At 69.6% G+C, this 19,853-nt stretch carries 18 protein-coding genes; 13 read left to right on the top strand and 5 right to left on the bottom strand.

What is annotated here, in order from left to right; all coding sequences use genetic code 11:
* Positions 1-41: 41 nt before the first annotated feature.
* Positions 42-401: a DUF2325 domain-containing protein gene (locus WMF46_RS05320; protein WP_437715914.1), complete on the bottom strand. Its 360-nt coding sequence runs from the start codon at positions 399-401 to the stop codon at positions 42-44.
* A 511-nt stretch (positions 402-912) separates the two neighbouring features.
* On the opposite strand from WMF46_RS05320, the gene WMF46_RS05315 reads away from it, so the two are divergent.
* Both WMF46_RS05315 and WMF46_RS05310 read left to right on the top strand, forming a co-directional pair.
* Positions 913-1,887, top strand: coding sequence for a ferritin-like domain-containing protein (locus tag WMF46_RS05315; protein ID WP_437984599.1), 975 nt, complete (start codon positions 913-915; stop codon positions 1,885-1,887).
* Positions 1,860-2,774: a hypothetical protein gene (locus WMF46_RS05310; RefSeq protein WP_437984598.1), complete on the top strand. Its 915-nt coding sequence runs from the start codon at positions 1,860-1,862 to the stop codon at positions 2,772-2,774. Before WMF46_RS05315 ends, WMF46_RS05310 begins: the two co-directional genes overlap by 28 nt.
* A 36-nt stretch (positions 2,775-2,810) precedes the next feature.
* On the opposite strand, the gene WMF46_RS05305 is transcribed toward WMF46_RS05310, so the two are convergent.
* The 3 genes from WMF46_RS05305 to WMF46_RS05295 all read right to left on the bottom strand — a co-directional run bounded on the left by WMF46_RS05305 (position 2,811) and on the right by WMF46_RS05295 (position 5,549).
* Positions 2,811-3,443, bottom strand: a complete 633-nt coding sequence (locus WMF46_RS05305; RefSeq protein WP_437984597.1) for an RNA polymerase sigma factor — start codon at positions 3,441-3,443, stop codon at positions 2,811-2,813.
* Positions 3,436-4,332, bottom strand: coding sequence for a helix-turn-helix transcriptional regulator (locus tag WMF46_RS05300; RefSeq protein ID WP_437987857.1), 897 nt, complete (start codon positions 4,330-4,332; stop codon positions 3,436-3,438). Before WMF46_RS05300 ends, WMF46_RS05305 begins: the two co-directional genes overlap by 8 nt.
* Before the next feature lie 128 nt (positions 4,333-4,460).
* The gene (locus WMF46_RS05295; protein ID WP_437984596.1) at positions 4,461-5,549 is read right to left on the bottom strand and encodes an RNA polymerase sigma factor; all 1,089 of its coding nucleotides are present in this window, start codon (positions 5,547-5,549) and stop codon (positions 4,461-4,463) included.
* A 347-nt stretch (positions 5,550-5,896) separates the two neighbouring features.
* Here WMF46_RS05295 and WMF46_RS05290 point away from each other — a divergent pair, with 347 nt between their 5' ends.
* The 9 genes from WMF46_RS05290 (at position 5,897) to WMF46_RS05250 (ending at position 14,935) form a co-directional block, all read left to right on the top strand.
* Positions 5,897-6,889, top strand: coding sequence for a PEGA domain-containing protein (locus WMF46_RS05290; RefSeq protein ID WP_437984595.1), 993 nt, complete (start codon positions 5,897-5,899; stop codon positions 6,887-6,889).
* Between the two features lie 14 nt (positions 6,890-6,903).
* Positions 6,904-8,523: a hypothetical protein gene (locus tag WMF46_RS05285; RefSeq protein ID WP_437984594.1), complete on the top strand. Its 1,620-nt coding sequence runs from the start codon at positions 6,904-6,906 to the stop codon at positions 8,521-8,523.
* A gap of 37 nt (positions 8,524-8,560) precedes the next feature.
* Complete coding sequence (locus WMF46_RS05280; protein ID WP_437984593.1) at positions 8,561-10,090, top strand: hypothetical protein; 1,530 nt, start codon at positions 8,561-8,563, stop codon at positions 10,088-10,090.
* Between the two features lie 159 nt (positions 10,091-10,249).
* Positions 10,250-10,846, top strand: coding sequence for a hypothetical protein (locus tag WMF46_RS05275; RefSeq protein ID WP_437984592.1), 597 nt, complete (start codon positions 10,250-10,252; stop codon positions 10,844-10,846).
* A 12-nt stretch (positions 10,847-10,858) separates the two neighbouring features.
* Positions 10,859-11,425, top strand: coding sequence for a sterol desaturase family protein (locus tag WMF46_RS05270; RefSeq protein WP_437984591.1), 567 nt, complete (start codon positions 10,859-10,861; stop codon positions 11,423-11,425).
* Positions 11,422-12,177 (top strand): sterol desaturase family protein, encoded by a 756-nt coding sequence (locus WMF46_RS05265; RefSeq protein WP_437984590.1) that lies wholly within the window; start codon positions 11,422-11,424, stop codon positions 12,175-12,177. Before WMF46_RS05270 ends, WMF46_RS05265 begins: the two co-directional genes overlap by 4 nt.
* Positions 12,177-12,344, top strand: coding sequence for a hypothetical protein (locus tag WMF46_RS05260; protein ID WP_437984589.1), 168 nt, complete (start codon positions 12,177-12,179; stop codon positions 12,342-12,344). Before WMF46_RS05265 ends, WMF46_RS05260 begins: the two co-directional genes overlap by 1 nt.
* 180 nt (positions 12,345-12,524) lie before the next feature.
* A complete protein-coding gene (locus WMF46_RS05255; protein WP_437984588.1) occupies positions 12,525-13,157 on the top strand; it encodes a hypothetical protein in 633 nt (210 codons plus the stop codon).
* A gap of 74 nt (positions 13,158-13,231) precedes the next feature.
* Complete coding sequence (locus WMF46_RS05250) at positions 13,232-14,935, top strand: DNRLRE domain-containing protein (RefSeq protein ID WP_437984587.1); 1,704 nt, start codon at positions 13,232-13,234, stop codon at positions 14,933-14,935.
* On the opposite strand, the gene WMF46_RS05245 is transcribed toward WMF46_RS05250, so the two are convergent.
* Positions 14,916-16,385 carry a right-handed parallel beta-helix repeat-containing protein gene (locus WMF46_RS05245; RefSeq protein ID WP_437984586.1) on the bottom strand — a complete coding sequence of 490 codons (1,470 nt, stop codon included), beginning with the start codon at positions 16,383-16,385 and terminating at the stop codon, positions 14,916-14,918. The two genes, WMF46_RS05250 and WMF46_RS05245, sit on opposite strands and share 20 nt — an antisense overlap.
* 782 nt (positions 16,386-17,167) lie before the next feature.
* Between WMF46_RS05245 and WMF46_RS05240 the strand changes: the two genes are divergently transcribed.
* Together WMF46_RS05240 and WMF46_RS05235 are read left to right on the top strand one after the other, a co-directional pair.
* The gene (locus WMF46_RS05240; RefSeq protein ID WP_437984585.1) at positions 17,168-18,421 is read left to right on the top strand and encodes an aldose epimerase family protein; all 1,254 of its coding nucleotides are present in this window, start codon (positions 17,168-17,170) and stop codon (positions 18,419-18,421) included.
* Positions 18,422-18,576: 155 nt separating this feature from the next.
* A complete protein-coding gene (locus WMF46_RS05235) occupies positions 18,577-19,785 on the top strand; it encodes an alpha/beta hydrolase (protein ID WP_437984584.1) in 1,209 nt (402 codons plus the stop codon).
* Positions 19,786-19,853: the final 68 nt, after the last annotated feature.

Here is a 19,853-nt window from a genome sequence, read left to right as displayed (position 1 = left end):
CGTGCCACGCGGCGCGCTGCGGCGACGCGCGGCTCCTCTCCTCAGGCGGCGCGCTGCTCGATCGCGGCCCGAAGCGCCGAGACGGAGGCGCTGCGCAGGTACACGACGGGGGCGCCGTCCGCCGCGAGGCTCTGCATCTGATCGCGAAGCGCGTGCGAGACCATCGTCACCATGATCACGATGAGCGCGATCCTCCCCACGCCGTGGCGGGCGCCCGGCGGCACGCGGTTCTCGTAATGGCGCAGCGACCAGCCGTGCTTCTCGACCACATCGCGGTAGCGGCTCGACATGCCGCCGCTGCCCCCGATGACGAGCACCGTCTGCTCCTCGCGCTTCCTGTCGACCGCCTGGGAACGCCGCTCCGCCTTCATGCGATCTCCCTGGAGCAAGGCGTAAGCCACGCTGCTCCAGCGGCCATTTCCGCGCAAATGTCGCGGCTCCGGCCTATTCCCCGGCAAAATGTCGTCGAGTCACCGAGGCCTCTGTCATCGTGACATCGCGAGCGCGAGGACTCGACGCTGCGCGGCGGTAGCCGCGAGGATCGGGGAATATTCTCCCCCTCGCGGCAGTTCCTGCCGGCGCGCGCGGCCCTGGCGAGGAGTTGGATCGCAGGCGCTGTCGCGAGCGTCCCGCCAAAGCCACGAGAGCGCCGCGACCACGACCCCTCGGTGCGGACGGCAAACCCACCGGCACCGAGATAGCCCGACATGCCGTCCCCGCCGCCCGCGGCCGGGGTGCGCCCGATGAGGGCGTGCCGGAGGCGGCCACGAAGGCGGGAAGGCCGGAATAAAATTCAACGATAGTCCAGATTTAACGCCTCCCTTGGGGGCGCTCTCCGGGCGGATGCCACGGCGTTCCGCCGGCGACGTCGAGCTGTGGTAGGGAGCGGCGTCCCCCCTGCCCCGCCGTGCCATGATGTCTCCCGCCACGCCGCCCAGCGACCCGCCTCCGCCGCCGCCCGGCACCGTCGAGCGCTGGGCCTGGGATTACGTCCTCTCGACCGACCTCGAGCACAAGCTGTCTCCGCCGCCCGTGCCCTCCCTCTGGGAGTCGGATGCCACGCTGTCGGCGTCGGGCGCCGCGCCGGCCCCGCCGCGGCGCCTCGAGCGACCTGGGCGGCCCGCCGCGCTGCGCATCTCGGAGCGCGCGCAGAAGAGCCCGGGGCCCGAGGCGCTGCGCAACCCGGCGCGCCGCGCGCAGCTCTTCCACGCGTTCCTGCACCACGAGCTCCAGGCGGCGGAGCTCATGGCCTGGGCGCTGCTCGCGTTCCCCGAGACGCCGCGCGCCTTCCGCGGCGGCCTCGTCCGGATCGCCCTCGACGAGGCGCGCCACATGCGGCTCTACGCCGCGTACCTCGCCGCGATCGGCCACCGCTTCGGCGACTTCCCGGTGCGCGACTGGTTCTGGACGCGGGTCCCCGCCGCCGCGTCGCCCGCGCAGTTCGTGGCCGTGATGGGCATGGGCCTCGAGGGGGGCAACCTCGACCACACGGCGCGCTTCGCCGAGCGCTTCCGCGCCATCGGCGACGTCGAGGGCGCCGCGCTCACGGAGCGGGTCTGCGCGGAGGAGATCCCGCACGTGCGCTTCGGGGTCCGCTGGTTCCGCCGCTTCACGCAGGCGAGCGGGAGCGCTGGCCAGGCGGCGCCTTCCACGTCTGCCGCAGGCAATCCGGCCGCCGCGGGTGAAGCGGCGCCGCGCGGGCCGGATGACGTCGCGCAGCGCGGGCCGAGCGATTTCGAGGCCTGGGTCCGCCACATCCCGCCGCCCCTCTCGCCGCTGCTCATGCGGGGCGAGCCGATGAACCGCCGCGACCGCAGCCGCACCGGCCTCTCCGAGCCCTTCCTCGACGCGCTGGCCTCATGGACCGAGCGAGCGCCTGGGTCCTGAACTTCGACGCCGACGAGGAGCTGGCGCGCCCCGCGGGGTACACCCCGCGCGCCGCGGTCGCCGGCCGGGCTCCCGAGCTCGCCGGCCGCGTCTCGGCCCTGCTGCGCCCCGGCGACGTCGTGCTGAGCCCCGAGCTCCCCTCGCCCCTCGTGCCGCCGGCGCCGCCTGGAACGCCGCTCATCGGCCGCGCGTGGTGCCCCACGCCCCGCGCCCTTCGCCTCCTCGGCCGCGCCGGCGTCGCCCTCGCGGAGGCGCCGCCGCTCGAGGTGCTCCGGCGCGTCAACCACCGGAGGTTCTGCGCGGACCTCGGCCAGACGCTGCCCGGCGCGCGCTACGTCGCCTCGCTGGCCGAGCTCGAGGCCGCGATCGCGGAGCCCACGCCGACGGGCCACTGGCTGCTCAAGCGGCCGTTCGGGTTCGCCGGGCGCGGCCGGCGCCGGGTCGCCCGCGGGGCGCTGCCGCCGGATGCGCGGCCCTGGGTCGTCGCGTCGCTCGACCCCGCGTCGCCGGACAGCGGCCTGCAGGTCGAGCCCTGGGTCGAGCGCCGCGGCGACTTCTCGCTGCACGGGCACGTCGCCCGCGGCGGCGCGGTGCGCCTCGGCGACGCGTGTGTCCAGCGCTGCGACGCGAACGGGGCGTACCTCGGGGCCGCCCTGGCCGGCGAGGGCGACCTCGGCGACGGCGACCGCCGGGGGCTCGTCGAGGCCGCGCTCGAGGCGGGAGAGGCGCTCGCCGGCGCGGGCTATTTCGGGCCGTTCGGGATCGACGCCTTCCGCTGGGAGGACGAGCACGGCGCGCTGCGCTGGAACCCCCGGTGCGAGATCAACGCGCGCTACACGATGGCGTGGGCCATCGGCATGGGCAGCGCGCGGCCTGATCTGGAGTGACCGAGGCCCTAAGGCGTCCGCTACCAAAGCAAGACGTCAGCCCTCACTGCTCGGCTCTCGAAGCGGCGGCATGCTCGCCAATATGCTCCTGATGGCGGGCAGCGTCGGGGCCTCGTTCAAGCGCAGCGCCCTCCGGAGTTGCTCTCTTCCGCGCGCCAGATGCTCCTGGATCGTGCTCGGGTTCTGACCCAGCCCGGCCGCAATCTCCTCCGTGGTGAGTCCCAGAGCGAAGTCCACCACGACGTCGCGCAGCGCGGGATCGATCCGTTCCAGGTTGCGGAGGCTGAGCCGCGCCTCCACGCGCCCGGACGGCGACGGCATAGGGTCATCGATCGCCGAATGCGCATACGAATCGCGGCCCTTCTCCCACCGATTCTGGAATTCCCTGTAGTGCGTCGTATGGTGCCACACGACCACATCCAGCCAGCGTATTGTCACCTGCTTCATCGACAGGTGCTCGCGCGCAGGGAGGCGTCCTGCCTCAACTGTCCTCCATACGGAGAGCAGGATATCCTGCATCACATCGTCGCGATCGCACTCTGGGACCTGGAGCCGGCGCAGCCTGTCCCTGATCATGGAACTTTGCTGCACGATGACGTCGAATGTAACGCGTGCCTCGGGGCGCATGGCCACGTCCACCGCATCCGAGGCACGGTGGCGCTCACCCATGGCTCCCTACTCCGGGAAGTGTCGTGTTCAGCGGAGAGCGCTCTGCTTCCTCCCAATCCGACGCGTCGGCGGAGCTCGCCCCGCCTTCGTCACGCTGCAGCGGGAAGCTCGCCAACGTCCCAGCTCGACGGGCGACCTCTTCCCCCGTGGCGGAGCGGACAGGGAGCGGCGACCGAAGCCGCGGCAGCGGTGGCGGCGGGAGCTTCGCCCGCGGGCTCCTGGCCGCGAGCTCGGGAGACGGCACCACGGACGGAGGAACGTCGAGCGCGCGAGGAGGTATCGTGGGCGAAGGCGGCGGCACCGAGCTCAGCGCCGGTGACGACGCGGGACGCGCCGAGCTCTCGCGCCTGGTGACGGGCTCGCCGACCTGGATCACCGCGGTCTCCTCTGCGTCCGTCCGGTAGTCGTCGTGCAGCCGCCACAGGCGCTCCCAGTACCGAGCGGGCGTGCCTGTGAAGTCCTCCAGCTGCCGGGCAAGGCCGGGGGTCATGGGAAGGTCGTTCCTCAGCAACTGCTCCACTTCCCTCGGCGATAGCCCCGTGCTCTCGGCCAGCTTTCTCCTCCACGAAGGGTTCGTCGCGCAGAACGACTCGAGGACCCTGCCTGGCCCGGGAATGGGGCGCGCGCGGACGTTTGTCAGCTCTGCGAGCGCCGCATCGACGTGACAGTCCAGCAGGCGCCGGTATCGGTCCCGCTCCCCGGCAGCCTGATCCCTCGCATCGGTGAGGGCTGCCTGCTCGTCATCATGCGCGTGCTCGCGCGCCTCACGGAGCCCGCGCTCGCGTCCCAGCGCTTCACGCGCGGTGACCGCGAAGCCGATCGCGACGCAGGCTATCATCGCGAGCCCGAGCGGCGAAATGAGCCACATCGCACTGAGCACATCCTCCATCGTCGTCATCGCGTCTCGTTTCCTGGACGTGACCGTTCTTGTCGGGAACAAGGCAGATCGAAGCCCTGTGCTGTCCGAAGACATCACGAGCGTCACCGCCTGCTTGCTGTCAGAGGACAGCCGAGGGCTCAGCGCAGCTGTCGGAGAAGCGCCTCGCGCTCGGCGGCGAGCAGCCCATCGGGGAACTCCCGCGCGTGGGCGTTCAGCAGCTGGAGCGCCTCGACGTCGGCCATGGCGTTGCCGGCCTCGACAGCTCTCCGGGCCTGGTCAATCAGGCTCCTCTCGTGCTCGCTGACGGTCGGTCGAACGGCCCTCGCCGGAGGCGCGGGCCGGACTTTGGTCCTGGTTGAGGGAGCGGGCGAGCTGCTCGCCGCCGCCTGCGCGCGTGCGCTTCCTTGATCCTTCGGCGATGAGATCTCGTCCGCGATCGGCGCGGCGGGCGCCGCGGCGCCGTGCGCGCCGCCTCGCACGGGGGACGCCGCGGCGTCCTGCGCGGCGGGCGGGGTGACAGGGACGCGCACCGCCGCCGCCTCGAGCCACGATTCCAGGTCGGCCAAGGGCGGCACAGCGGAGACGATCGCGCCGGTCAGCAGGACGAGCGCGCACTGAACGAAGATCCTCACGCCCAGATGGCGCAGCGAGGCCACCCACGACGCGTTGCGGCGGAACCCCAGCGCGAGCGACAGGAAGGCGCGATCGTCCCTTCCCTGCGAGTGCTCCTGCGCCTGCCACCGCTCCCGCTGCACCCGGAGCTCCTTGTGCGCCCGCCAGTGTCGCGTCTTCACCGTTGCGAGCGGGAGTCCCTGCTCGGCGGCGATCTCGGCGAGCGGGACCTCCTGGAGATCGTGCTTGATCACGAGCTCCCGGTACTTCGGATCGAGCTGGTCTATCAGCTGCCGCGTGAACTCTTCCTGCTGCCGTCTCCGGAGCAGCTCTTCCGGGGTGGGGCACTCGTCTCGGATCTCGCACTCATCGAACGACGTCAGCACCTCGCCGCGGCAGCGGGCGTCACGGACGTGGTTGCGCGCCTGGTTGACGGCGATCGTGACGCGGTACGGGGCCGGGTCTCCCCCCGGGTCGAGCCGCTTGTCAGCCTCCAGCCCCCGCAGCAGCGCTTCCTGGGCGACATCCTCGGCGTTTCGCGCCGGCACCCCGTGGCGCCGCGCGAGGCGCCGGAAGAGCTCGAAGCCGGGGGAGACGGTCGCTGGCTTGTCCACGGTATGCAGCACACTTGAGCGGGTCGAAAGGCTTCAAAAAAATGATCCGACGAGCAACATTGGTCAGACAACGTAGACCAAAGTAGTATAGTTAACCACATTCAGTCAGACCTGGCGGTCGGCTGGATGCATTCAATCAACCGACCGAAAATTCTCACAAAAACGGACCAAAATCTGGCGATTTCTGTCGGTTGACGCCAAGCGGACGGCATCACTACCGTGACTGGATGCGTTGGATCGCGCATTCGCTCTCGATCTTTCTTGCGCTCGGGATCACGACAGGCCTCACGCGCTCGGCGAGCGCGGAAGACATTCAAGCGAAGGCGAAACCGAGCGGCAGTTCCTCGGTGAAGGACCATGTTCGCCGCGGTCAGAGAGCGCGCAATGCCGGGCTGTGGGTCGAGGCGCACGCCGCCTACAAGGCTGCTTTCGAGGCCTCGGACCCCGCGACCAGCACCGAGCGAGAGCGCGCGGAGCTCGCCGGTGAGCTCGGCCTTTGCGAGGTCGCGCTGCGCAGGTATCGCGACGCGGCCGAGCACCTCTCCAGGAGCCTGCAACAGCGGGAAACGCTGCCGGACGCGCTCCGAAGGCGATTCGAGGCAGGACAGCGCGAGGCAGCGAAGCACATCGCGACGCTCGTGCTCGGGGTCGATCCGCCCGACGCCGAGGTGTTCATCGACGGCGAGCGCATCGGCGAGATTGCACGGACCTACACGCGCTTCTTCGAGCCGGGCAAACACATGGTGCGGGCCCGCGCACCGGGCCGTGAGGACGCGCTCCATTCGTTCCTCGCCGTGGCAGGCGCGGAGCACGAGATCACGATGCAGCTGCCCCGCACGGCGGCGAGCAGCGCCAGGGAGACCGCGCCAGGATCACCGAAGGAAGCACCGCAGGCCCTGAGCTCTTCGCCCGCTGTGCGGAGCCGCCCGCACAGCCCCTCTCTATCCTGGCCTGGCCCCCTGCGCATCACCGGGATCGGTTTGACCGTGGCGACAGGCTCGCTCGGTGCGGTCTTCATGGTTCGCGCGATGACCGCCGACGGAGATCTGGACGAGCGGAACGCGAAGCTCGACGCCGCCGGCGTTTCTCAAGGGGTGTGTCGGGAAGCGACGAGACCCTCCGCGTGCTCCGAGCTGAAGGGTCTCCGACAAGAGCGGGATCTCTTCGCCGGGCTCGGCACGGCGATGGTGGTGACGAGCGGTGTCGTGGGCGCTGCGACCCTGGCTTCGTTCTTTACGGACTTCTCTTTTCTACAGGCTGAACCGACCAGAGCTCGACTCGCGCTGGTGCCGACAGTCACGCCGGCACAGGCCGGTCTCGTGGCGTACGGCGCGTGGTGATCAGGACCAAGGACATGCCTCTTCTCGAACCGCAACGAATGCGGCTGCTTCTCACCGCAGGCACCCTCTCCATGGTCGGCGCGGGCGCCCTCTCCGGGTGCACTTACGACGATAGCTGCTACGACGAACGCCTCTGCCTCACGCCACCGAAGTCGCTCTGTGACGGCGATCCAGCCGCGGCGATGGCGCTCGACGAATGCGGGGTGTTCGTCAGCGAGCAGGGCGACGACGACAGCGCCGGTACGAAGGGCGCGCCGGTGAAGACCTTGCAACATGCGATCGGCCTCGCCGCGCACGGGCGAGGCCCCGGCGAGCCGCCGACCCGGCGCGTGTACGCGTGCGGCGGGTTGTTCGAGGAGAAGGTCGCGCTGCCCTCGGGGGTCGACCTCTGGGGCGGGCGTCTCTGCGATGACGGCGACGATTGGTCGTACGAGGGGTCGTTCGGCGGGCCGGATCACCCGACGATCATCGCTCCGCCAGCGGGGATCCCGCTGCGGGTGATCACGGGAGAAGAAGGCGACACGACGTCGATGGTCTTTGGCGTGCGCGTCAAGGCAGCGGATGCGTCCGCGGACGATGGCAAGTCGTCCATCGCGATGATCCTGAGCGCCGGGGCCAGGGCGATCGTGCGGGAGAGCGACATCCTCGCGGGCGACGGCAAGAACGGAGAGCCGGGCGAGGACGCGCCGAGCTTTCGCGCGAGCTCCGGCGTGGTGGGGAACAACGGCGTGGACGCCTGCACCGCGGACGCGGCGCCGGGCGCCCTTCCGGTCGTGACCGTGTGCGACGATGGCATCGAGTCGAGGGGTGGCTACGGGGGCGACGGCGGCCTCGATACGGGCGGCGATGGTGTTTCAGGGCTGCCTGAGCCGGTCGGCAATCCGCCCGAGCGTGGCCTGGGCGGCTCCGGCGCGTCCAGCATGGCGTGCACGCCGGGGGAGAAGGGAGCAAAAGGCACCGATGCAGAGCGCGCGGCTGGCGCGGCTGGCGCTGGTCTCCTGGACGTCGACGGATGGGTCGGCGTCCGCGGGGAGGACGGAAAGAAGGGCGGCGTCGGTCAGGGCGGCGGCGGGGGTGGCGGCGGCAAAGGGCGCGACGACATGACCGCGTGTCCGCCCGGTCGGCCACAGGGCGGTGCGGCCGGCGGATCGGGGGGGGGCGGCGGCTGCGGGGGCAAAGGGGGCAAGGGCGGCGACTACGGCGGCGCGAGCATCGCGATCGTGGCGTTGCAAGGGAGCGCCATCACGGTCGAGGCCGGCAGCAAGGTCCTCGGGGGCAAGGGCGGCGATGGCGGGGTCGGCGGAACGGGCCAGTGGGGAGGCTTCGGCTTCGCCGGAGGCCTTGGCGGAAACGCTCGTCTGACCGAGACGGCGCCCGCATGCCGCGGTGGCGGCGGCGGCAATGGCGGTCGCGGAGGCGATGCGGGCGGCGGTCTCGGGGGGCACTCGCTCGGCATCGGCTCCGTGGGCGCCTCCGTGGCCCTCTCGGAGAAGGCGACGGTTTTGCCCGGACAAGCCGGCAAGGGAGGGAGCGGCGCCAATTCAGTCGGGGAAGTAGACGCCGGCCAAGGGGAAGGCGGGATCACAACGTTCTGGTACCGATTCGATGCGCCAACCCCGGAACCGCCTCGATGAACCGCCCTGTGCTGGCGGCGCACGTCAGGAGACGCACATGAAAAAAAGCACCGCGGCGACCTTGGTCCTTCTGCTGTCCCCGTGGCCGACCGGCTGCGGAACTGTGCCCGACGTGAACGATCCTGGCGTGACACCTTGTGAAGGCACCTCGTGCGAGGACGAATCGCCCCCGGAATCGGTGTGCATCGAGCACGTCGCCGCTGACGTCCTCGACGACGGCTGCGGCGTGTTCCTCGCCGGAAACTACGGTGGCGGCGACGACAGGAACCCTGGCACGAAGGCGAAGCCGGTGTACACCGTCGCGCGCGCCGTCGAGCTCGCGCGCGCTGGACGAGGGCGAGTGTTCGTCTGCAACGAGGGATTCGTGGTCGATCAGATCAGGGTGCCCTCCGGCGTGGATCTCCGCGGGGGCTTCCACTGCCGGAAATGGGTGCGCGACCCCCTGCTCCCGTGGAGCCAGTTTACTCACAAGGGGATCCGCGGTCCCTTGGTGATCGTCGAGCCCGCCGCCCCAGACGACAGGGGGGCCGCGGACGGGGTGTCGACGCTCGCCGATCTCTACCTCCCGAGCTGGGGACCGATCGGCGTGCTCGTCCAGTCGAGCACGGCAGTGGAGATCCTGCGGAGCGAGATCTCCGCCAGCGGAGGATGGGGAGGCGTTGATGGCGAAACGTGGCCGACCAAGCAACCGGCCGCACCGGATGGCAACTTCGGTAAGGACGCGTGCTCGGCGACCGTCGTCGCCGGCGGCGCTGCGGTCGTGAACCGGTGCGAGAACGGGCTCACGAGCGTTGGCGGCAAGGGAGGGGACGGGCGGCCCGACAGCGCGGAGGATGGAGGCGATGGTGAACCCGCCGACCCTGCGTCGCCCGTAAGAGGTGGTACCGGGGAGCAGGACAACCGCAGTTGCGAGCTCGGATTCACCGGCGGCCCGGGGGCTCCGGGGACCCAGGGCGTGCCCGGCAAGGGCATCGGGCACCTCACGGAGACAGGATGGGAGGGCGAGGCGGGGGGCCAGGGGACCTGGGGCACGCCGGGCCAGGGCGGCGGTGGCGGCGGCGGTGCTCGGGGCGGGCTCGCCCTGTGCGGCGTGGCCTCCAAGGGAGGCCCAGGAGGAGGCTCGGGCGGGGCCGGCGGTTGCGGAGGCCGAGGAGGCCGCGGCGGAGCGAACGGAGTGCCGTCCATCGGCGTCCTCGCGCTTCACGCCCGGGTGACCGTGCGCGACACCAAGATCACGGCGGACTATGCCGGCAACGGCGGCGACGGCGGGCCCCCCGAGGAAGGCGGCAGAGGCGGCAGAGGCGTACGGGGCGGAGCGCTGGGGAATGGATTCTACTCCTGTCTCGGCGGCCCTGGCGGCGAAGGGGGGCCCGGCGGCTACGGCGGCCCGGGGCGCGGCGGCGACTCGATCGGCGTCGCCTACCTCGACGAGGACCAGCTCACGCTCGAGAACGTCACCATCGAGACCGGACAGCCAGGCATAGGCGGCATCAGCTGGAATCACGATGGCACGACGACGATGGGCCCGAGCGGTGAGGCCCACCCGACGCTTCGCTTCCCCGAATAGCCAAAGGCACCTCCTGGGAGAACGGCACGGACCTCCACGACGGCTGCGAAGAAGCTTCGGGCTCCGAGTCCACGGGCCAACTCGCCACGAAGCTGGAGTCTCTGACACGGGCGACGATCGGCGCGCCAGCTCCGGCGCGCTCCGTGGTAGGATCTCATCATGGCCGAGCTCATGCCGACGCCGGACGCCGCGCTGTCGCATCGCCTCGGAGCGCGTCCGGCGCTCGGGGCACGCGCGCAGGAGCTCTTCGAGGAGCTCTCCCCCTACCGCGGCGACGGGCTGCGCAACCACTGTCTTCGCGTGTTCCACTTCACGATGCTGCTCCTCGAGCGCCGCCGCCAGAAGGCCGATCCCGACCTGCTCCACGCGCTGGCGATGATTCATGATCTCGGGCTGCTGTGCCCGGACGAGCAGGGCGGAGACTACATGCAGCGCACCCGCTCGCTGTTCCACCGCGCCTTCGCCGCGAAGTCGTTCGAGCTCTCCCCGCACGACCTGCGCGTGGCCGACGAGTGCCTCCTCTACAACCATCGCCTCCGCCCGACGCCGGCGTTGTGCCCTGAATCGACGGCATTCCGGCAGTCGGTGTGGATGGACCACTCCCTCGGTGTGCGCCGCTACGACCTCGACGCCGCCTCGGTGCGCGACGGCTTCGCGCGTTATCCGCGGGGCGACTTCAACGCGGTCCTCCTCGACTTCGCCCGGCGCGTCCTGACGCGCGAGCCCTGGACCCTCGTCGACGGCATCTTCATGTGAGGGGTAAACCGCATGTCGACCCTGCGTGGCGCCATGTTCCGGGACCCCGCCGACGCGCGGCGGCTCGCCGTCGTCGCGGCAGCCGAGGTGCTCCTCCTCGGGATCGGCGTGTGGAGCGGAGGCGGCGCCCTCGCCGGAGCGCTCTTCTGGGCGGCTGGCCTCGCGGGATGGACATTGATTGAGTACCTGCTCCACCGCTTCCTCTTCCACCTGCCGGCGGAGCACCCGCTCGCGTTCCTCGGCGCCCGTATCCACCTGGCGCACCACGAGCTCCCTGACCAGACGCCGATCGTCAAACCCCCCGCTGCCACGCTCGGAGCCTTCTCCGCCGGCTTCTGCGCGACCGCGGTGGCCGCGGGGGCCTCTCGCGCCGCGCCGCTCTGGGCCGGGCTGGTCGCCGGCTATCTTCTCTATGAGCTCTCCCATCTCGCGGCGCACCTGCTCAGCGACGCGGATCACCCTCTTCCGGCGCAGCGCCGCCATCACCTCCGGCACCACGCCGCGCCGCGCGCGCGCTTCGGGGTGAGCTCCGCGCTCTGGGACCGAGCGTTCGACACCGGGCGCGAGGCAGACCAGTGAGCGCGTCTGACCAGAATGGCTCGCCCGACCCCGCCCCGCTCGACGATCCGGGTCGGGCCGAGCTGCGGCGGCGCCGGGTCATGTCGATGCCACGGTGGTACTCTCCCTGGCTCCACCTCGCGAGCACGGTCGGCCTCGGGTGTGGGCTCGCGGCGCTCTCGCTGACGCGGTTGCATGGCCTGCGGACCTGGGAGCTCGCCGCGATTCCGCTTTTCTTCGTCTTTTGCAATGCCGTCGAGTGGCGGGCGCATCGGGGTCTGCTCCACCGGAGGCGGCGCTTCCTCGAGGCGTTCTACGACCGGCACACGCCGGTTCACCACCGCGTGTTCGTCGAGCACGACATGGCGATCCGCACACCGCGTGAGCTCGGCTTCGTGCTGATCCCGTCGTACGGCATCGCGGGTGTCTTCGCGCTGACGCTCCCGCTCGCGCTCGCCCTCAGCGCGGCCGGTCAAGGCAACCTCGCGTCGCTCTTCGTGGCGACGTGCATGGCGTACATGGTGCTGTACGAGTGTCTCCACCTCTCGTACCACCTCCCGCCCGACGGCAGGATAGGCCGCAGCCGCGTCGTGGCACGGCTCCGGCGCCACCACGGCGCGCACCACCGGCCGTCGTTGATGCGGCAGTGGAACTTCAACGTCACCTTCCCCCTCTGGGATCTGGTACGCGGGACGTACTACCGCGGCGACGCCACGGAGGCGACGACCCGGGATGAGCGCTCCAGAGCAGCGCTCGAGCGCCTCGAACGGTGATGTCAGCGCCCGGGAACCGCCGGGCGGATCCGGCGGTCGCGCAGCTCAACTTCCCGTTCGGCCAGCTCTTCTCGCTCGTTCCGAGAGAGAGCGATGACGCCGTGGAGGCCTTCCTGGTCCGCGGTAGGGGCAAGGCTGCCGATCGGCTCAGCATCCCGGAGCTCTGATCGCAGCGCCGCGCCCTCGCCGACACAGACTTGTTGCACACTGGCCCGTCCAGCTCCTTTACGTTCCGCCCGCCGAACGACACGGGCCGTCCAGGATCGTCCGACGGCCACGTGAGAGGAGGGAGCGGCATGGATCTTCCAACGTGCATGGCGGTGCGACGTGCGGTGAGGCATGGCGCGGTGCAACCAGGCACCAGCGCGACGACGAGCGTCGGGCTCGGGGCGTTCGGCGCGCTCGTGGCGCTCTTCGCGGCGTGCGGGGACGGCGGCGACGACGGAACGGCCGCGGCCCGAGGGCCCTGCGGCGGCGTGTTCTGCGCCGCGGATCAGTACTGCAACTACCCGCCAGGCGACTGCGGAGAGGGCGGCGTCGTCCCGGGGAATTACGGCGTCTGCCAGGAGCGGCCCGCGTCGTGCGACACCGCCACGCCGCGCGAGGTCTGCGCCTGCGACGGGCGCTCCTACGCCAACGCCTGTGAGGCCGCCCGGGCCGGCGTGAGCGTCGGCAACGGCGAGGAGTGCGCGGGCGCAGCGCCACCGGGGACGTTCGCCTGCGGAAGCTACTTCTGCCGATCGGACAGCGAGTACTGCCAGACCATCGAGGATCAACACGACGAGCTGTTCCGGCTGCCGCCGCAGAGCTCCTGCAAAGCGGTCGCCGTCGCCTGCGCGTCGGAGCCCTCCTGCGCCTGCCTGATCGACGTGGTCAAGCCGGCTGGCAGCAGCGACAAAAGGGAGTGCACCACCGCGCCGACCTGCACGCAGGACGCATCCGGCAATTTCGCCCTCCGGTGCGCCGGCGATCTCTACTGAGCTGCCATCGCGAGCGGCGGGATCTGCCTCGCTCACACCTACGTTCGAGATCAGGAGAAAGGGTAGACAGGCTCATGCAGAATTCGCGCACGCGAGAGGACGCAGGCACACACGAACACCGAGAGACGAGCTGGTCGAGACGTTCGAAGGGCGCCCTCAGCTCCGCCCTGCCGGCGCTCGTGGTCATCCATGCCTGCGGCGCCAGTGACGGGTACATCGAGGAGGTCCTGGAGACGCGGCAGACGCTGACCACGATCTCCTTCCAGCAGGGGTCGCTCCCGAGCTCGTCGTACGCCGACTCGACCGACGCGACCCTCCGGCAGGCCGCCGCCAGCACGAACTACGGCGGAGCCACCACGTGCGAGGCCGACGGCGACGACGGCTCGGGCGTGGACAAATCTTGCCTGCTGAAATGGGCCCTCTCCGGCATCCCCGCGGGGAGCATCGTCCAGTCGGCGTCGATCACCCTCCAGGTCACGGACGGCTCCGCGAACACGTACAGCGTCTACGAGGTGAAGCGCTCGTGGAACGAGTCACAGGTCACCTGGAACAACGCGACGTCCACGACGGCGTGGGCCACCGCGGGCGCGATGGGCTCGACCGATCGCGGAAGCCTCGTGGGCAGCGTCACCGGCAGCGCCGGCGCCAGGACGATCACGCTGAACGCGGCCGGCGTGGCGCTCGTCCAGGCGTGGGTCGACGGGACCTCCAACGACGGCATTCTCATCGCGAGCACGTCGAACACCGATGGCATCGACTTCGCGTCCTCGGAGCACGCCACCGTGGCGCAGCGGCCCAAGCTCACGATCACGTATGGCGCGCCCGGCGGCGGCGCGGGCACGCCGACCGATCCCGATCTCCTGATCGCCTTCATCGGCGACCAGGGCGCGAACGGCAACTCGGACGCGGTGCTCAACCTGATCAAGGACGAGGGCGCCGCGGCCACCATCCACAACGGTGACTTCGACTACGCGAACAACCCGACCGCGTGGGACAACCGGATCAACAGCATCCTCGGCGCGAGCTATCCTTACTTCGCGATCATCGGCAACCACGACGCCGCGGCCTGGGGCGGCGCGAGCGGCTACGCCAGCAAGATCCAGGCTCGCCACGCGGCCGTGCCGTCAATGAACTGCACAGGCGAGCTCGGCGTCAAGTCGACGTGCAACTTCCGCGGGCTGCACATCATCCAGTCCTGCGTCGGGACGAGCGAGCTCCGGTCGACCTGCGCCGCCAACGCGGCCGACCAGGTGGACTTCATCCGCGACTCGCTCGCCGCCGACAGCTCGATCTGGTCCATCTGCAACTGGCACAAGAACCAGAACGACATGCAGGTCGGCACCAAGGGCAACGAGGTCGGCTGGAGCGCGTACCAGGAGTGCATGAACGCCGGCGCCATCGTCTCGACCGGCCACGAGCACTCCTACTCGCGCACGCTGACCCTGACCGACGTCGGCAACGCCGCGACCGGCCACGGCAAGACAGGCGCCTACGACCTCGTGGAGCTCGGCCCGAGCCGCAACTTCGTGTTCGTCTCCGGCCTCGCCGGCGTCGGCATCCGCGACTACGACGCGGCCAGCCACGACGACGACACGTGGTGGGCCTCCTACTACGCCGGCGACAAGTGGAAGAAGAACAACGTGGTCATGTCGGGCACCGCCGCCTATGGCGCCCTGTTCATCCGCTTCCACGTCGGCGGGGATCCGAAGCGCGCGACGGCGTACTTCAAGGACGTGAACGGCCGCCTCGCGGACGAGTTCACGATCCAGGTCCAGTAAACCCGGGCGGCCCCCGGCGAACCTGCGGGATCCGTGGATTCCGCCGGGAAAAAGCCCGCACCTCGCAGCCGGGCGGGGCAGACAGCCCGATCAGCGAGAAGAACGTGCCGAACGTGTTGTCCTCGAAGCAGCTGTCGTGCGTGTCCGGCACGGTGAGCAGCGTCAGGTCGCTCGCGGCAAAGTAGAAGGGGTTCTCGGCGGGCGATCCTGGGTCCAGGCCGTTGCCCGCCACCGTGTTGCCCGCCACGTGGTTGTCGCGGGCGTCCTGGTCCAGCAGGTACGGAGCGGTGATGGACGGATCCGTCCGGCAGTCGAGGTTCGGCACGCCGCTGGCCACCGCACAGTAGTCCGCGATGGCGATACCCGAGAGCTTGTTGCCGAAGACACGGTTGCCCGAGATCTCCGACTCGTCCACGCCGACATAGAGAACCCCGATTCCGGGCGGGATGGCCGCCAGGATGCTCCCTGGCCGCGCCGTGTTCGGCCTGTTGTTGTCGACCACGTCGTTGTTGCGAACGTCGATTCGCCTGGCGCCCGCCCGGACGTCAAAGATGCCCGGCAGCAACACGACCGAGAACCCCAGGGCGTTGTTCCTGGCCACGTTGTAGCGGAGATCGACATCATCGCTGTTCGACACCTCGAAGCCGTTGGTGTTGTCTTCGACCAGGTTGTGCGTGACCCGGACGTCCTCGGAGGTCTCGACCCAGATGCCGCTGTCATTGGCGCCCGTGGCCTTGCTCAGCGCGATGAGCCCGTTGCGCGATCGGGTGGGGAAGATCCCGTAGCTCTTGTTGTTGTCCGAGTGGACGTCCACGATCCGGAAGCCGTCGACGCGCTCCGTGAACAGGCCGTTGTTGACGAAATTGCGGATGGTGATGCCGCGGATCTCGACGTCGTAGAGGACAGGCTCGCCGCTCGTCGCGGCGCTGTGGATGCCAGGCTTGAGCTCGAACGGCGGCGCCATGCTCTCGTGGCAACCCATGCAGTCGTTGCGCTCGCTGGGCACGACGACGATCCCGTTGCGCTGGCCGCCGGCGTTCTCGAGGACGACGCGCTTCGTCGGGGTGTTCTGCCCGATGAGCGAGAGGCCGCTCTTGTTGATGATCAGGCCGTTGGTCGCACTGGCGGTCTCCCGGTACACGCCTGCCAGGACGAGGATCCTGGCCCCGTCGTTCGCCTGGTCGATCGCTTCCTGGATCGACTGGCCGGGCCGGACGACGATGGTCTGGCGCTCGTCCCGGCCGGCCGGGAGCAACCTCTCCTCCGCCGGCGGTGGTGCATGACAGCGCTGGCAGCCGGCGTTCTCACCGGACCCGAACATCGTTCCATACGGCGCGGTCCACTCCGCCAGCGTCGCGTCAGAGGCGTGGGCCCGCGCAGAGGCGAGGCATGCAGAAGCTCCCCCCGATACCGCACACAGCACGACCAGCACGGCGCGATTGCAGTTCATGGAACTCCCCTCTGCGATCCCGACGATCCGCGGCATGCAGTTGCCCGCGCTGCGTCTACGACAGCTGAGCGCGGATTTTCTGCATGTCACGATATACCATGCCTTCCGCTTGCCAGCAAACCATGGTGCTTCACCACGTCAGCGGACCGCCACGCCTGGAGGCGAAAACTGGCAACGAGCCCCGAGGATCCAACTTCTTTCAGATTGTTCGATTCATCCCGGACGGGTCCCATGGAAGCGTGTCCACGGAGCGCCTGGGACAGTTGCACGTACGGGCGCTCGTGATGGGTGATACGTCAACTGGGCACTACGCAGGCGCAGAGCACCCAACGATACCCCGCTGACACCGTGACACCGCTCGCGTGCCCGCTCGCTTGAGTGATGCTCGGGTGGCGGCGCGGTGGTCGGCCAAGCTCGACATGGGGTGGCTGGCAAGTCTCCTCCGGAGCGGCGCGTCAAGAAGGCGGGCGCAGGGCCACGGTATTGTTCGATGTGGATTCCAATTTCGGGATCGACGCTCGCCTCGCGCCGGTTCATTTGAGTTGACATGGGCAATGTGAACGTTCACAATTTTGTCTCAGGGTATCGTTTCGCTTTGTCCCGGGTAGCCGTCGTGCGCACCGGACTCTTGGTCCTTTGTACCGGGATCGATCTCTGCGCCGGCTCCGCTCGGGTGTCGTGAACGCAAGCCGTGACGAGATCGCGGGGGCTCGCCTGCGCTGGGCTCGCTCAGGTGGAGCCGATCCAGGTGAGACAATCGTGGCGGAGGGAACAGCATGGCGATGGGTAGGACGAGATCGTGGTTCGGATTGACGATGACGGCGTGCCTCGCCGGCGCGTGCGGCGGCGCGCAGGCCGTCGACACGCCCCCTGCGGCAGCGCCGCCTGCGCCTGCGCCGGCGGCGGCCCCCGCGGCGGACGCCGCTCCAGCGGCCCCGGCCGCCAGATCCGAGCCACCTGGTGGTGAAGCCGTGAACGCAAAGCCCGCTTCCGTCTCCAAGGCGCCCTTCGGCAACGCCGATGGCAAAGAGGTGATCCTCTACACGCTCACGAACGCGAACGGCCTGGTCGCGAAGGTGATGACCTACGGCGCGACGGTGACCGAGCTCCACGTCCCCGACAGGACAGGGAAGATGGGCGACATCGTCCTCGGCCACGACAACCTTGACGGGTACCTGAAGAGCAGCCCGTACTTCGGGGCGACGGTCGGCCGCGTGGCCAATCGCATCAAGAACGCGCAGTTCCAGCTCGATGGCAAGACCTACAAGCTCTCCGCGAACAACGGCGCCCACACGCTGCACGGCGGCAAGAAGGGCTGGGACAAGGTGGTCTGGGACGCAGAAGCGACCGAGACGCCGGACGGCCCGTCCATCAAGCTCACGTACGTATCGAAGGACGGGGAAGAAGGATACCCCGGCACGGTCAACGCGACCACGACCTACACGCTCACCAACAAGAACGAGCTCAGGGTCGAGATGTCGGCCACGACCGACAAGACAACGATCGTCAACATGGCCCACCACGGCTACTTTAACCTGGGAGGGCACGGCTCGGGCTCCGTCGCCGACCAGGAGCTGACGCTGCACGCCGACAGCTACACCCCGCCGGACGCCACCGGCGTCCCCTCGGGCCAGATCAAGCCCGTGAAGGGGACGCCGCTCGATTTCACCGCCGCCAAGCCGATCGGCAAGGACCTGGAGGCGATGGGCGGCAAGCCGGTCGGATTCGACCACAACCTCGTCGTCAGCGGCGACCCGCACAAGCTCCGCGAGGCGGCTCGGGTCAAGGATCCGAAGACCGGCCGGGTGCTGACGATCGAGGCCGATCAGCCGGGGATCCAGTTCTATACCGGCAACTACCTCGACGGGTCGATCAAGGGCAAGGGCGGCGCGGTGTACAACCAGTACAGCGGATTGTGCCTCGAGCCGCAGAAGTTCCCGAACTCGATCAACGTCCCGGCCTGGAAGAACGAGGTCATCCTCAAGCCCGGCCAGCGCTACGCGCAGACGGCCGTCTTCCGGTTCACCACCGAGTAGCTCGTCGGCGGTCACCCGCGCTGCCTCGCGGCGCCTGCGCGCTCACGCGAACGTCACAATCGGCTTTACGTCCGCCGCCGGCGCACGAGCGCCACGGCCCGACGTCGGCGCCGCGCACGCCAATGGCGGGCGGCAACTTCATCCCAGGAGGCTCCATGACCCGCTCGATCCCGTGCAGTATCTCGCTCCTTGTCGCGCTTTCAATCGCTGCTTGCGGGTCCGACAACGACGCCGCCGACGGCTCGGGCGGCAGCGGAGGAAAAGGAAGCAGCAGCAGCTCTTCGAGCAGCAGCAGCAGCAGCAGTCCTTCGAGCAGCAGCAGCAGCTCTTCGAGCAGCACCGGCAGCACCTCGGGCGCGGGCGGCACGGACGACCCGAACCCGAGCGGCGGGGGAGGACAGGGCGGGACGGTCGATCCGGTCGGCACCGAAGGCGACGGCGATTTCGAGATCGGGCCTGACTACCGGGACGCCCCGGAGATCAAGAGGATCGACGGCGTTCCCCAGGGGCGGACGTTCACGTTCTCCCTCTCGTCCCGGGAGAGCGAGATCTTCACCGGCCACGATCCCACGTTGAACGCCAACGCCAAGGGGGATTTCAACCGCCGCGTGGAGGTCGCGATCCCGGCGACCTACGTCGACGGCGCGGAGGCGCCGTTCATGGTCGTCCAGGACGCGCGGGACAGGAACGAGATCATCAACACGATCAACAACTTCGTCGCGGATCGGGACAACCCCTTCCCGAGCGTCATCACCATCTTCGCCGCGAGCGGAGGGGGCGACTCGTACGGCAGCGAGCGGGGGCTCGAATACGATACCATGTCGGACGCTTATCAGAGGTTCGTCGATACGGAGCTCCTGGAGGCGGTCAAGAACGACCAGGCCGTCCGCGCCGCGTACCCCAACCTGAAGTTCACGAGCAACCCGGACGGCCGCGCCTCGTACGGGTGCAGCTCGGGCGGGGCGGCGGCGCTGACCATGGGCTGGTTCGGCCACGACACCTACCGCAAGATCGTCACCTACGCCGGCACGTTCGTCGACCAGCAGAACCCCGTCGCGCCCACCGAGGCCGAGTATCCCGACGGCGCCTGGGAGTACACGGAGGGGCTCATCCGGGACAGCCCGCCCAAGCCGTTGCGCGTCTTCCTGCAGGTCGGCGAGAACGACCTCGGCAGCACCCGGGATGAAGCCAGCCACCACAACTGGGTGATGGCGAACCAGCGCGTGGCGGCGGTCCTCAAGGAGAAGGGGTATCATTACCGCTTCGTCTACGCGAAGGGCGCCGGCCACTGCGACGGGAGGGTGATCAAGCAGACGCTCCCCGACACGCTGCGCTGGATGTGGCGGGGCTATCCGGTCGATTGACGACACGGGCCGGTGGCCTTGGGGGCAGCCCGCGAGCGCCCCGCACGACGCGCCGACGCACAGCGTCG

Origin of the sequence: Sorangium sp. So ce117 (assembly GCF_051524395.1) — a bacterium.
In the GTDB taxonomy this organism is placed as follows: Bacteria; Myxococcota_A; Polyangia; order Polyangiales; family Polyangiaceae; genus Sorangium; species Sorangium cellulosum_B.
Note: the sequence above shows the minus strand (reverse complement) of the source record. Positions and strands in the feature narration are given on the sequence as shown.